General features: G+C 76.4%; 12 protein-coding genes. 5 read left to right on the top strand and 7 right to left on the bottom strand.

Annotated features, from left to right (window positions below):
• The first annotated feature begins 65 nt into the window (after positions 1-65).
• Positions 66-452 (top strand): VOC family protein, encoded by a 387-nt coding sequence (locus SK069_RS06715; RefSeq protein ID WP_319953425.1) that lies wholly within the window; start codon positions 66-68, stop codon positions 450-452.
• Positions 453-489: 37 nt separating this feature from the next.
• Entirely contained in the window at positions 490-699 is a 210-nt protein-coding gene (locus SK069_RS06710; protein WP_319953424.1) for a hypothetical protein, read from the top strand.
• Between the two features lie 25 nt (positions 700-724).
• Here SK069_RS06710 and SK069_RS06705 read toward each other — a convergent pair whose 3' ends face one another.
• The 4 genes from SK069_RS06705 to SK069_RS06690 all read right to left on the bottom strand — a co-directional run bounded on the left by SK069_RS06705 (position 725) and on the right by SK069_RS06690 (position 5,758).
• Positions 725-1,702 carry an NEW3 domain-containing protein gene (locus SK069_RS06705; protein ID WP_319953423.1) on the bottom strand — a complete coding sequence of 326 codons (978 nt, stop codon included), beginning with the start codon at positions 1,700-1,702 and terminating at the stop codon, positions 725-727.
• A 219-nt stretch (positions 1,703-1,921) separates the two neighbouring features.
• The gene (locus SK069_RS06700) at positions 1,922-2,902 is read right to left on the bottom strand and encodes an NEW3 domain-containing protein (protein ID WP_319953422.1); all 981 of its coding nucleotides are present in this window, start codon (positions 2,900-2,902) and stop codon (positions 1,922-1,924) included.
• A gap of 217 nt (positions 2,903-3,119) precedes the next feature.
• Positions 3,120-4,160 (bottom strand): carbon-nitrogen hydrolase family protein, encoded by a 1,041-nt coding sequence (locus SK069_RS06695; RefSeq protein ID WP_319953421.1) that lies wholly within the window; start codon positions 4,158-4,160, stop codon positions 3,120-3,122.
• A complete protein-coding gene (locus SK069_RS06690) occupies positions 4,157-5,758 on the bottom strand; it encodes an NAD(P)/FAD-dependent oxidoreductase (protein ID WP_319953420.1) in 1,602 nt (533 codons plus the stop codon). The genes SK069_RS06695 and SK069_RS06690 overlap by 4 nt, the downstream gene beginning before the upstream one ends.
• Before the next feature lie 97 nt (positions 5,759-5,855).
• Here SK069_RS06690 and SK069_RS06685 point away from each other — a divergent pair, with 97 nt between their 5' ends.
• The gene (locus SK069_RS06685; RefSeq protein WP_319953419.1) at positions 5,856-6,569 is read left to right on the top strand and encodes a TetR/AcrR family transcriptional regulator; all 714 of its coding nucleotides are present in this window, start codon (positions 5,856-5,858) and stop codon (positions 6,567-6,569) included.
• A 42-nt stretch (positions 6,570-6,611) separates the two neighbouring features.
• Positions 6,612-7,238 (top strand): transglutaminase-like domain-containing protein, encoded by a 627-nt coding sequence (locus SK069_RS06680; protein ID WP_319953418.1) that lies wholly within the window; start codon positions 6,612-6,614, stop codon positions 7,236-7,238.
• 126 nt (positions 7,239-7,364) lie between these two features.
• On the opposite strand, the gene SK069_RS06675 is transcribed toward SK069_RS06680, so the two are convergent.
• Positions 7,365-7,823: an SRPBCC family protein gene (locus SK069_RS06675; RefSeq protein ID WP_319953417.1), complete on the bottom strand. Its 459-nt coding sequence runs from the start codon at positions 7,821-7,823 to the stop codon at positions 7,365-7,367.
• A gap of 123 nt (positions 7,824-7,946) precedes the next feature.
• On the opposite strand from SK069_RS06675, the gene SK069_RS06670 reads away from it, so the two are divergent.
• Positions 7,947-11,135, top strand: coding sequence for a BTAD domain-containing putative transcriptional regulator (locus tag SK069_RS06670; RefSeq protein ID WP_319953416.1), 3,189 nt, complete (start codon positions 7,947-7,949; stop codon positions 11,133-11,135).
• A 53-nt stretch (positions 11,136-11,188) separates the two neighbouring features.
• On the opposite strand, the gene SK069_RS06665 is transcribed toward SK069_RS06670, so the two are convergent.
• The gene (locus tag SK069_RS06665) at positions 11,189-12,049 is read right to left on the bottom strand and encodes an ABC transporter permease (protein ID WP_319953415.1); all 861 of its coding nucleotides are present in this window, start codon (positions 12,047-12,049) and stop codon (positions 11,189-11,191) included.
• Positions 12,046-13,014, bottom strand: coding sequence for an ATP-binding cassette domain-containing protein (locus tag SK069_RS06660; protein WP_319953414.1), 969 nt, complete (start codon positions 13,012-13,014; stop codon positions 12,046-12,048). The genes SK069_RS06665 and SK069_RS06660 overlap by 4 nt, the downstream gene beginning before the upstream one ends.
• Positions 13,015-13,026 lie beyond the last annotated feature (12 nt).

Below are 13,026 nucleotides of genomic sequence, written 5' to 3'. Positions count from 1 at the left end.
GTCGAGGATGCCGCTCGTCCCGTCCGCCGCACCAGGCGACGCCCCGAAGCCCCAGGAGACGCCACGTGCGCACCACCGACACCGCGACGCCGACGATCACCGGCCTCGACTTCGTGACCATCCCGACCCAGGACCCGGACCGCGCCGCCCGGTTCTACGGCGAGGTCCTCGGCCTGCGCAAGGACGACAAGGCCGACTACGAGTTCTGGGCCGGGTCGACCTGCCTGGCGATCTGGGCGCCCGAGCAGGTCGGCCGCCCGTTCATCCCCCAGAAGGGGGCGCACCTGGCGCTGCATGTCGACGACATCGGTGCCGCCCGCGCGGCCCTCGAGGCACGAGGCGTGACGTTCGCCGGCGACACGTTCGACACCGGCGTCTGCCACATGGCGATGTTCTGCGACCTCGACGGCAACGACCTCATGCTCCACAGCCGCCACACCCCGCGGCCCTGAGGCGGGGCCGCCGGCGCCGAGGCGCTACGGTCGGTCCATGTCCGAGGACCGCGCCACGAGCGCCGACCCGGTCTGCGGCGTCTGCGCGGGCGAGGTCCCGCCGCTCGTCGGCAGCCGCCTGACCGGCACGGGCCTGACCCTCGACGCGGCGGCCGCCGCGCTCGTGCGCGACGGCCGGCCGCCCGCCGGCCTGACGCCGGTCCAGGCGCGCCTCGTCGAGGAGCGCGCCCTGCAGCTCGAGGGCTGAGCCCGGGACCGCCGGTCCCGGGCGCTCAGCGCAGGCGCAGCGTCGCGGCCGCGGTCGTCGACGGCAGGCCGTCGCCGCCGACGGTCAGCGTGACGCGGCTGCGGCGCGCGGCCTTCGCGCCGGTGCGGAGCTTCACCGACACCGTCCGCCGCGCCCCCGGCGCGATCGTCCCGATGCGCGTCCGCCGCGGCCCGCGGACGCCCTTGGGCAGCGTCGTGCGCACGCGGACCCCGGTCGCGTACCCGCTGCCCCGGTTGATGACGGTGAGCTTCACCGCGACGGTGCGACCGCGCGCGGTCGTGCGCGGGCGGGCGACCGAGGTCACGAGGTACGGCGTGGCCGCGGTGACGCGCCCACCGAGCCGGATGCCCGCGACGGCCGGCAGGCCGAGCTGCTCGTTGATCGCCCGGCAGACCGGCGCGGTGGTCGGCTCGGCCCGGGCCATCGGGGCGCTGCTCAGCCCGGCGATCGCGAAGGCCCCGCTCGTCAGCGGGGCGCCGCCCAGGGGCACGGTCGCGGGCGGCTCCGGAGCGGCCTGCGACGGGACGGCCACGGTCCCCGTCCCGAGACCGAACGACGTGCCGCCGATCGTGCAGGTCGTGTTGAACGCGGCGACGCGGATGTCGGCCCGCACGACGATCGGCGCGGTGAGCGCGCCGGTGGCGCGGTCGATCCGACCGCGGGCGGCGGCCGTGGGCACCGCGGTCACGGCGATGTCGGCGACGAACGGCGGCCGCGTGATCCGCACGGTCGAGGCGGGGAGCGAGATCGCCGCGGCGGGGATCACGACGCTGCCGTCGCCGGTGATCGTGCCCGAGAGGATCGCTGGGCGGTCGGGGCTCACCGTGTCGGTCACGGCGGCGCGACCGACCTTGAACTGCCCCTCGGTCGCGACGAACGTGAACGGCCCGGTCGGCACGGCCGCGCCGGCGGCGCCGGGGAGCCCGAGGACGCCCGCCGCGCCGGCGGCGCCCGCGAGCAGGACCGCGCTGGTCCGCGACATTGCTTCTCCTTCCGCCCCGATCCCGGGCGACGACGTGGGATGGCCGAGGGCGCAGCGGCCCCGACCGGAATCGCACGAGACTACCCCGTACGCGGTGGCTGGGTCACCGGTCCCTCGTCGGATGGCCGACGGGCCGGGCGGCCGGTCACGAGCGGCGGGCCGGCGGCGGGCCGGCGGCGTGCCGGACGCCCCGCCGCTCGGCGGCCGCACGGTCCCGGGTCAGCGGAGCTTCAGCGTCCGGCGGAAGGTGCGCGAGGCGATCCCGTCCCCGCCGACGATCACCCCGACGCGGCTGCGGAGCGCGGCGCGCGACGTCGTGCGGAGCTTGACCGAGACCGTCCGGCGCTTGCCGGCGGCGATCGTCCCGACGCTGACCCGGCGCGGACCGGTCACGCCCTTCGGCAGGCTCGTCCGCATCCGCACCCCGGTCGCGTCGGCGGTGCCCCGGTTGGCGAGCGTCACGCGCAGCGTCACGGTCCGGCCGCGCTTCGTGGTCCGGGGTGGCGCCAGACCCGCCGAGAGCCGCGGCGTCGCGCTCGAGAGCTGCCCGGCGAGCCGCACGCCGACCACGGCCGGCAGGCCGATCTGCTCGTTGACGAAGGCGCAGACCGGGCTCGACGCCGGCTGCGAGGGCGGCAGGGGCGCCGTCGACAGGCCGGCGACGGCGAACCCTCCGCCGGCCGACAGCGGGGTGCCCGAGAACGGGACCGTCGCCGGGGGCGCGGGCTCGGCCTGCGACGGCACCTGGACCGTGCCGGTGCCGAGGTCCAGCTGCGCGCCGGAGATGGTGCACGTCTGCTGCAGCGCGGAGATCGTCACGTCGACCGTCGCCCGCAGCGGGGTGGTGAGCGCCCCGGTCGCGCGGTCGATCCGCCCGCGGGCGGGGGCCGTCGGCGTGAAGGCGAGCGTCACCGTCGCCTGGATCGGCTGCGTGACCACGAGGCTCGAGGACGGCAGCGAGAAGCCCGTCGTCGGCACGGTGACCGTGCCGTCGGCGGCGACGGTGCCGCGGATCGTGGCCGGCGAGGCCGGCGTGACGAGGGTGAACGGCGCGAAGCGGCCGGCCTTCATCTGCCCGTCCGTGGCGACGAACGTGATCGGACCGGCGGGTACGGGCTCGGCGGCGGCGCTGCCGGCGAGGCCGAGGGCGCCCGCGCACCCGCAGGCGCCGGCGAGCAGGGCGGCGGTGGTCCGCGTCATCTGTCTCCCTTTCGGCCGCCCGTGCGGGCGGCGACGGTGTCGTGACCGGCGGCGCGCCGCCCGGTCGGGTCGTCGCGACCCTACCCGGGCCGGAAGACGTCCGCCGGCCGTCCGCCGGCCCGCGCCGACGGGCCCACCTCGCCGGCGCGCGCCGGCGGTCGGCGCACGTGCCGGGCGGAGCGGGGCTCCCACCCGGCGCGCACCGGCCCGCGCCGTCTCAGCGCGTGGCCGCGACCGTCGGCGTCGCCGCGTCGCTGGGCGGCAGCTCGTCGGGCAGGTCGGCGGCGGGCAGCGACTGCCAGCCGAAGCCCCGACGGGCGTGGCGCCAGCGGTACTTGATCCGGCCGTGGGTGTTCATCCCGTGCCAGGCGATCCCCTTCGTGACGATCGTCGACACGTCGGGGATCCAGAGCCGGTCCTTCAGCGGTGCGGTCGGCGCCGGCGGCAGCGTCAGGTCGACGTCGGCGGCGACGTGCCCCTCCCCGTCCTCGTACGACAGGCGCGCGAGGATCGTGCCGTCCCGGTCGCAGACCTGGGACTCGCCGAGCATCGTCGTCGGCCAGGGCAGGCCGGGCACCATCGGCGTGTCGCTGAGGACCGGCCCGACGTGGGCGGCCATCGCGACCGGCACGCCGGTGATCCGGGCGACCTGCCCGGGCAGCTCGTGCTGCTGCCGCGCCCAGAGGCGGTGCTCGTGGGCCATCCAGCGCCCGAGCGGTCCCGGCCAGTTCTCCGGCATCGACGGCCAGCACATGCCGCCGAGCACGGCCCGGGCGCCGCCCACGCGGATCCGCTTCGCGGTCCGGTAGCGCGCCAGCTCCCACCCGGACGTCACGCCGACGGTGGCGTCCAGCGCACCGCAGCGCACGACGCCGTCGTCGTCGCCCCCGACGTAGAAGTTGTTCTCCCACGCGGAGGGCGTGTCCTTGTCGTGCAGGTGGGCCGAGCCGTCGGGCTCGGCGAGGACGTACGTCCCGTAGGCGTGCCGGCCGCGGACGGCGAGGAACCCGCCGCCGACGACGCAGTCCAGCTCGCGCGCCAGCCGGGTGAGCAGCTGGAAGGGCTGCCCGTCGACCGGCAGCGCGGCGTCCTGCAGGACGCGCGCGAAGACGTTCGGCGACGTGCACGCCTCGGGCACGAGGATCACGTCCGGCCCGTGCTCGCGGTGGGCGTCGCGGATCAGGTCCTCGATCCGCGCGAGGTTCTCGCTGACGGCACCGAGCCGCAGCGCGGGCTGGACGACGGCGATGCGGGTCATGCCGCCACCTCCTCTCGGGTGGTGCGTCGCTCGCGGCCCGCGGCCGGCCTCCGGCCGCTCGGGCCGGGTCGGGCCACGGCGCCCGCCGCGCCGACCACGGGCGCGTCCGGGACGAGCGCCGCGATCGGCGCCGGGCCCTCGTCGGCCAGCGGCGGCAGCGACACGACGGGCGGGGCCGCCGGCATCTCCGGATCCGGATGGTCGGAGCCGTGCACGAGGCGCGCCTCGCGGAAGGCGTCGCGCCACCGCTCGCGACGGATCTCGAGCTCGGTGCGCAGCTCCGGCAGCGCCCGGGCGATCGTCTCGGCGCGCGGCCGCTCGCCGGCGATCAGGGCCTTCGTCGTGACCTTCAGCAGCCGCGGCAGCGGCGCGATCTGCTGGAGCGTGCGGCCGCGACCGAAGAGGTCCGAGAGGTCGGGATCCGGGGTCCGGCCCCCCTCCCGCACGAGCTCGCAGATGGTCGGCGACTGCGTCTCGACGCGGGTGTCGAGGTTGGCGAAGTGCCAGGCGGGCAGGCAGTGGCGATCGCGCTCGTGCTCCCAGACCCGCGTCGCGCGGTCGATCGCGAGGGGATCGTCGAGCTGCGGCAGCACGTGCTCGGCGAGCGTGCGACCCATCCACATGGCGTCGCGCATCCCCTGCGCGGTGACGGGGTCCTTGAAGTGCGCCGCGTCGCCCACGAGCGCCCAGCCCGGACCGGACGAGGCGCGGAAGTAGGCGGTCACGTCGGCGGTCGAGCGGATCTTGCTCGCGGTGCTCCAGTCCACGCCGGCGAGGCGGGCGCGCAGCAGGGCGTGCTGGGAGAGCTTGCGCCGCCAGTAGCCGTCGGGGTCGCGCCGGGCCTCGGCGACCTCCTCGCGCGGCCCCATGAAGAGGACGAGGGCGCGGCCCTTCGGCGCCGCCGGGAAGCAGAGCCCGAACGAGTCGCCCTCGCGCAGCTGGTAGTAGACCCGGGTCCCCTCGTCGCCGGTGCCCGCGAGGGGGTCGTCGACGTAGCGGAAGACGAGACCGCGGCCGTTGCGCGACATCCGGTACGGGCGCGATGCCCCGGCCGCCGCGGCGACGGGCGAGCGGCGGCCGTCGGCGCCGATGACGAGCGAGCAGCGGATGTCGTGGGGCTGGCCGTCGGCGTCGAGGTACCGCACCCCCGCCACGCGGCCGCCGCGCCACCGCAGCGCCTGGAAGGCGCATCGCTCGCGCACGTCCACGCCCTGCTCGCGCGCGGTCGCCACGAGCTGCACGTCGAGCAGGTCCCGGGGGACGCAGAGGCCGAAGTCGATCCCGCTCTCGGTGGCCGCCCAGCGCTCGACGGCGTGCGACGTCTCGGCCTGCATCCGGACGCCCCGGACGTGGCTGGGGTCGCACTCCTCCAGCACGCGGCGCAGGGCGCCCATCCGCTCGATCTCCATGACCCCGGCCGGCATCAGCACGTGCGTGGAGAGCTGGTCGGACGGGAAGCTCATGCGGTCCAGCGCGATCACGCGCCGGCCGGCACGCGCCAGCGGGATGGCCGCCGCGCAGCCGCCGAGGCGACTCCCGACGACGACGACATCGGCGCTCTCGCAAGGAACGTCCACGGTGCTCTCCTCGGTCGGCATGCGCGCACCCTCTCACCTCGGCGCCCTATTTGCAATGAGATTCATTTTCGAATCTCATTGAACTTCGGCGCCGGCGCGTCGATGGGAAGATGCCCCGGTGAGCTCCACCCCGGCCACGGGTCGCGTCGCGACCCGCCGCACCCGCACGCGCGCCGCGCTGCTGGAGGCCGCCGAGCGCGCGTTCGTCCGCCACGGCTTCAACGGCGTGACGATGGAGCGTCTCGCCGAGGAGGCCGACGTCTCCGTCGGCTCGATCTACGGCCACTTCTCGAACAAGGACGGCCTCTACGTCGCGGTGGCCACGCGCGCCGTCGAGCTCTTCGGCGAGTACCTGCAGCGGGCCTACGCGGCCAGCGACTCGCCGCTGGAGCAGGTGATGACCGCCGGCGACGCCTACCTGCGCTTCCACCTCGAGCACCCCGGCCGCTTCCGCTTCATCGCCTTCGACGGCGTCGAGTCGCGTCCCTCGATCGCCAACGACGCCGAGGACCGCGTGCTCGCCGAGCGGCTGGCCGCCGTCCTGGACGGCTTCCGCGACCGGATCGGCGCGGCGGTCGCCTGCGGCGAGGCCGGCCCGCACGTCGACCCCGAGCTCACCGCCCGGTTCCTCTTCGGCGCCTGGAACGGCATGGTCGCCCTGACCCTGCGCCACGACGCGCTCGGGCTCGACGACGCGGGCATCAGCGCCTGCACGATGCAGGCGCGGCGGATCGTCGTCGAGGGGCTGACCGCGCCGGCCCATCGTGGCGGCGACGGACGCGCCACCGCCCGGTTGTTGGACCTCCCGTCGGCGCCGCCCGCGACGGGGTGACCGCCACAGGGGCCGCCGCCGGCGGTCCCCTACGCTGGGGCGATGGACGAGCTGCTGGCGCCCGGGACGTTCATCGACAGCGACCACCCGCGCGTGATCGCCTTCACCGAGGAGGCGACCGCCGGCGCGCGGACCGACCGGGAGCGCCTCGCGGCGCTGTTCACCGCCGTGCGCGACGGCATCCGCTACGACGCGGCGAGCTTCCCCCAGGACCCCGCCGCCTACCGGGCGAGCGCGGTGGCCGACGCGGAGGCGTCCTACTGCATCCCGAAGGCGATCCTCCTCTGTGCCGGAGCGCGGGTCCTCGGCGTGCCCGCGAGGCTCGCCTTCGCCGACGTCCGCAACCACCTCCAGACGCCGCGGATGCGGGAGATGATGGGCGGCAGCGACCTGTTCGTCTACCACGGCTACGCCGAGCTGCTCGTCGACGGGACGTGGCGCAAGGCGAGCCCGGCGTTCAACCGCGAGCTCTGCGCGCGCTTCGGCGTCGAGGCGATGGACTTCGACGGCCGCGCCGACGCGATCCTCCACCCCTTCAGCGGCGACGGCTCGCGCTACATGGAGTACGTCCGCGAGCGGGGGCACCACGCGGACTTCCCGTTCGACGAGGTGATCCCGGCGATCCTCGCCGCGTACCCGGCGTTCGACGCGCTCGACGCGCCCGCCTAGCGCGGAGCGGGGCCGGCCCCTCCCAGACGACCGGCCCCGCGGTGCCGCGCGCCATCCCCCACCGCCGGGGCCCCCGGCGGTCGTCGCGCCGCACGATCGTGGTGCCCCCTGCGGGCGCCGGGCGGCTCAGCCCTCGCGCGGCACCTCTCCGCGCCAGGCGCCGCTCGGGGCGCCGCCGCGCTGCTCGATGAGGTCCCGGAAGCGCTCGAGGTCGCCCTTGGCGCGGCGCTCGATCACCCCGAGGGCGTCGGCGGCCTTCTCCGCGATCCCGGAGGGCTCGATGTCCTGCTGGAGCATGATGCGGGTGTGCCCGTCGTCGAGCTTGTGGAACGTCACGACGCCGGCGTTCTGCTGTCCGGACGTGCTGCGCCAGGCGACGCGCTCGTCCGGGTGCTGCTCGGTGATCTCGGCGTCCCACTCCCGCTCGACGCCGGCGATGCTCGCCCTCCAGTGCAGGTGGCGATCGTCGGTCTGGCGCACCTCGTCGATGCCCTCCATGAACGACGGGAACTCCTCGAACTGCGTCCACTGGTCGTAGGCGGCCGTCACCACGGCGACGTCGATCGACTGCTCGATGGTGCTCATGCGGGCTCCTCTCGCTGGGGTCTGACCAGCGCCTACCCGCCGTCGTGGCGCCGAAACGGTGCCGGTGCGCCACGTCGCCGCGCCCCGGCGCTCGCGCGCCGCGGGGCTTCCTAGACTGGGCGGGTGGCCGACGCGCTGACCCTCCTCGACGCCGTTCGGTGGCGGGGAGCACCGGTGGTCGGCGAGCGGCCGCAGGCGCTGCTCGCCGCGCTCGCCGCGCGGCCCGACCGGCCGGTCCGCAGCGAGCGGCTCGTGGACGTCATCTGGGGCGACGAGCCCCCGGCCAACCGGGCCAAGGCCCTCCAGGTCCTCGTCTCCCGCACGCGCTCGGCGTGCGGGCCCGAGGCGGCGCACCGCGACGGCGACGGCTACCGGCTGGGCCTCGCGGCGGAGGAGGTCGACAGCGCGCGGCTCGCCGCCCGGGCGCTCGCGGCCGGACGGGCGCTCGACGTCGATCCCGCCGAGGCGGCCGACCTCGCCCGCGAGGCGCTGGCGATCGGCGAGCGGCTGCTCCCCGCCGGCGAGGAGGAGCAGGGCCCGCTCGCCGAGCTGCGCCGCGACGCCGCGCGGCAGCTCGCCGGGGCCCGCCTCGTGCTCGCCCGCGCCTCCGCGCGGACCGGGTCGCACGCCGACGCGCTGCCGGCGCTGGAGACCGCCCACGCCCGGCGGCCCGACGACGAGGGCCTGCTGGCCGACCTGCTGCGCAGCGAGGCCTCCGCGCGCGGTCCGGCCGCCGCGCTCGAGCGCTACGAGGGCTATCGGGTCGCCCTGCGGGAGCGGCTCGGCGCGAACCCGGGCGAGGCGCTGCGCGCCGCGCACCGCGACCTCCTCGCCCTCGACCGCCCGGTCCGGGAGGGGGTCCGCTTCGACGCCACGTCGCTGCTGGGTCGCGAGGAGGACCTGCGCCGGCTGCGCGCCCTGCTGGCGACCTCGCGCGTCGTCTCGATCGTCGGGCCCGGCGGGCTGGGCAAGACGCGCCTGGCGCACGTGCTGGCACGCGGCGCGACGCAGCCGGTCGTCCACGTCGTGGAGCTCGTCGGCGTGACCGCCGGCGAGGACCTCGTCGGGGAGATCGGCTCCGTGCTCGGGGTGCGCGACTCCGTCGGCGGGCGTCGCGCGCTCACCGCCCAGCAGCGCGCCGACCTCCGCAGCCGGATCGTCCACGCGCTCGGGCAGGTGCCGAGCCTCCTCGTGCTGGACAACTGCGAGCACCTGATCGAGGACGTCGCCGCCCTCGTCGCGTTCGTGGTCTCGGCGACGCCCGACGTCACGGTGCTCACGACGACGCGCGCGCCGCTGGCGATTGCCGCCGAGCGGACGTACCCGCTCGGCGAGCTCGCCGGCGACGACGCGGTCGAGCTCTTCCGCCAGCGCGCGACGGCCGCGCGGCCCGACGTCCGCCTCGCCGCCGACGCGGTGCGCTCGATCGTCCGGCGGCTCGACGGGCTGCCGCTGGCGATCGAGCTCGCGGCGGCGAAGGTCCGCGTCATGTCGGTCGAGGACGTCGACCGGCGGCTCGCGGACCGCTTCGCGCTCCTGCGCGGCGGGGACCGCAGCGCCCCCGACCGCCACCGGACGCTGCTGGCGGTGATCGACTGGTCCTGGAACCTCCTGGAGGAGCGCGAGCGCCGGGCGCTGCGGCGCCTCTCCGTCTTCCACGACGGCTTCACGCTCGACGCCGCCGAGGAGCTGCTGGGCGAGGAGGCGCTCGACGCGGTCCAGAGCCTCGCCGACCAGTCGCTGCTCAGCGTGCGGGAGACGCCGGCCGGCGTCCGGCACCGGATGCTCGAGACCGTCCGCGAGTTCGGCGCGCTGCGGCTGGAGGAGGCGGGCGAGACGGCGCAGGCGCGCGCCGCCCACCGCGCCTGGGCGGCCCGGTACGCCGCGCGGCACGTCGCGCGTGCGTTCGGACCCGACCAGGTCGAGGCGCTCGACGCGATCGCCGCGGAGGAGGCGAACCTCGCCGACGCGCTGCGCGGCGCGCTCGCGGCCGCGCCGCCGGACCCCGGCGCGGTGGCCCAGCTCGTCGGCGGCCTCGGGACGCTCTGGTCGCTGCGCGGCGACCACGGCCGCCTGATCCCGCTGATCGACCCCGTCGCGCAGGTGCTCGCGGGCTGGGAGCCGCCGCCGGAGCTCCACGACGCGGCGCGGGGCGCCGGGGTGGTGCTGCTCACGAACGCGACCGTCATCGCGACGAGCGACGCCGGGCCGCTGCGCGCGCTGCTGGAGCGCGTCGGACCGGGCGACGGGCCGCAGATCTCCGCGGCGGTCCGGGTCGCGCTCGCCTTCCGCAGCCCGCACGACCCCGCGGTCGCCACGGAGCTCGACGCGCTGGGCCACGACCCCGACCGCCACGTCGCCCGCCTCGCGCTCCAGTGGTCCGCGCACGCGCGGGAGCACCGCGGCGATCCGCGGGGCGCGGTCCGGGCCGCCGAGCGAGCGCTGGCGCTCACGCGCCCCGAGGACGGGGTCTGGGCGACGGCGAACCTCCGCACGCAGCTCGCCCAGCTCGTGGCGGGGCTCGGCGACCACGCGGCGGCCCGCGCCCACGCCGCGGCCGCGCTCCCCGCCCTCGTCCGGCTCGGCGCCGACGACGACGTCCTGCAGCTCCACGGCCTGATCGCGATCGGGGCGATCGCCGAGGGGCGCCTGGACGACGCCGCGCAGCTGCTGGAGGACCTGAGCGCCGACGAGACGCACGAGACGGCGTTCGGCGGTCGCGTGGCGATCGCGACGGGGCGCGCCGAGCTCGCGCTCGCGCGGGGCGAGCGGGCCGCCGGGCTCGCCCGGTACCGCGAGGTCACCGCGACCATGCGCGGCCTCGTCTTCCCCGGGCTGCCGACGACCGGCCTGGAGCCGTGGATCATCTTCGGCGAGGCGAGCTGCCTGAACGCCCACGCCCGCTGGGCCGGGCCCGCCGACGAGCGCTACGCGCGGGAGCTGCGCGACGCCTGCCGCGACCGGACCGCGCGGACGCTCGACGTCGAGGGCGACGGCCTCGACTTCCCCGCCACCGGGATCGGCCTCTTCGCCCTCGGCGCCTGGGGCGTCCTGCGGGAGGACGGACCGCTGGACGCCGCGCTCGAGCTCCTGGCGCTCGCCGCCGGCTTCGCCTACAACCGCTGGGTGCCGAGCATGTCCTGGGACGTCGTCGCAGCGGTCGCGGAGGGGCGGGCTCCGGGAGCGCTGGATCGGGCGCTGGCCGCGGTGGGCGACCGCCGGGGCCGGGCCCTGCTCGAGACGGCCCGGGGCGCGATCGCCGCCGCGCCCGGGGCGTCGTCGGTGCCCGCGCCGGCCGGCCCGGGCACCTGAGCCGTCGCGGCGCGGGGCGCATGGCCCGCGGTGCGCCGACTGCGCGTCGCGACTCAGACGTGGCGCTTGTAGCTGCGCACCGCGAGCGGCGCGAAGATCGCCACCACGACGCCCGAGGCCAGCAGCGTCCAGCCGACCTCGCCCGTGATCTGGCCGTGGTTGGCCAGGTCGCGGGCCGCCGAGACGAGGTGCGAGACGGGATTGACGTTCACGAACTCCTCGAGCCAGTGCGGCAGCGTGTCGACGGGCACGAACGCGTTGGAGAGGAACGTCAGCGGGAAGAGGATCATCATCGAGATCCCCTGGACGCTCTGGGCGCTGCGGGCGATCGTCCCGATCCAGGTGAAGACCCACGCCAGCGACCAGCCGGTGAAGATCGCCAGGAGGATCGCGCCGAGCGACCCGAGGATCCCGCCGTCGGGCCGGTAGCCGATGACGTAGCCGACGGCGAACGTCAGCGTCGCGGCGATCGCGTAGCGGACGAGGTCGGCGACCATCGGGCCCGCGAGCGGCGCGATCCGCGCGATCGGCAGGGCCTTGAAGCGGTCGAAGACGCCCTTCTCCATGTCCTCCCGCAGCTGGACGCCCGCGGCCATGCAGGTCGTGAGCACCGTCTGGGCGAGGATGCCCGGGATCATGAGCGGCAGGTAGCTCTTCACGTCGCCCGAGATCGCGCCGCCGAAGATGTAGGCGAACATCACGGTGAAGAGGATCGGCTGGAACGTGACGTCGAAGAACTGCTCCGGGTTGCGGCGCATCTTCTTCAGCGCCCGCCACGCGAGGGTCAGCGTCTGGGACGCCGCCTCGCGCGGGGACACGCGCGGGCGCGCGGCGGCGACGGCCGCGGCGGCGTCGACGCGGGCGGGGGTCGCGGCCGTCGGGGTGGTGGGGCGTTCGAGGCTCGCGGTGCTCATCGGGCCATCTCCGGGTCGGGGGTCTGGGCGTCGTGGCCGGTGATGGCCAGGAACACCTCGTCGAGGGTCGGCTTGTCGACGCCGACCGAGGCGACGGCGACCTCGGCCTGGCGCAGCGCGATCAGCACGTCGCCGGCCGCGTCGGCGGTCTCCAGGGGGACCGTCAGGCGGCCGGCCTCCGGCGTCAGGACGGGATCGACGCGCAGCACGCGCCGCACGACGTCGGCCGCCAGCGCGCCGTCGGCGCCCTCGGCGAGGCCGAGCGTCAGGGTCGAGGCGCCCACGGAGGCCTTCAGCTCGTCCGGCGTGCCCTCGGCGACCTTGCGACCACGGTCGATGACCGCGATCCGGTCGGCGAGCTGATCGGCCTCGTCGAGGTACTGCGTCGTCAGCAGGACGGTGCTGCCGCTGCCGACGAGCTCGCGGATCGTGTCCCACATCTGGCCGCGGGTGCGGGGATCCAGGCCGGTCGTCGGCTCGTCGAGGAAGATCAGCGGCGGGCGCGTGATGAGGCTCGCGGCGAGGTCCAGGCGCCGGCGCATGCCGCCCGAGAAGGCCGAGATCGGCTTGTCGGCGGCCTCCTGCAGCCCGAACTGCGCCAGCAGCGTGCGCGCCGAGGCGCGGGCGTCGGCGGCGCGCAGCCCGAGCAGGCGCCCGAACATCCAGAGGTTCTCGGTCGCCGTGAGGTTCTCGTCGACCGAGGCGTACTGCCCCGTGACCCCGACGAGCTGGCGGATGCGGTGCGGCTCGCGGCGGACATCGACGCCGAAGATCCGGGCCTCCCCGGCGTCGATGCCCAGCAGCGTGGCGAGCATGCGCAGCGTCGTCGTCTTGCCGGCGCCGTTGGGGCCCAGGACGCCGAAGATCTCGCCGGGGCGGACCTCGAGGTCGACCCCGTCGACGGCGCGGAGCTCGCCGAAGGCCTTCACGAGGCCCTCGGCGTGGACGGCGTTGGTGGTGGTCATGCTCGTCTCCCT

Origin of the sequence: Patulibacter brassicae, assembly GCF_033949425.1 — a bacterium.
GTDB lineage: Bacteria > Actinomycetota > Thermoleophilia > Solirubrobacterales > Solirubrobacteraceae > Patulibacter > Patulibacter brassicae.
This window is presented reverse-complemented; position numbering and strand designations above follow the sequence as displayed.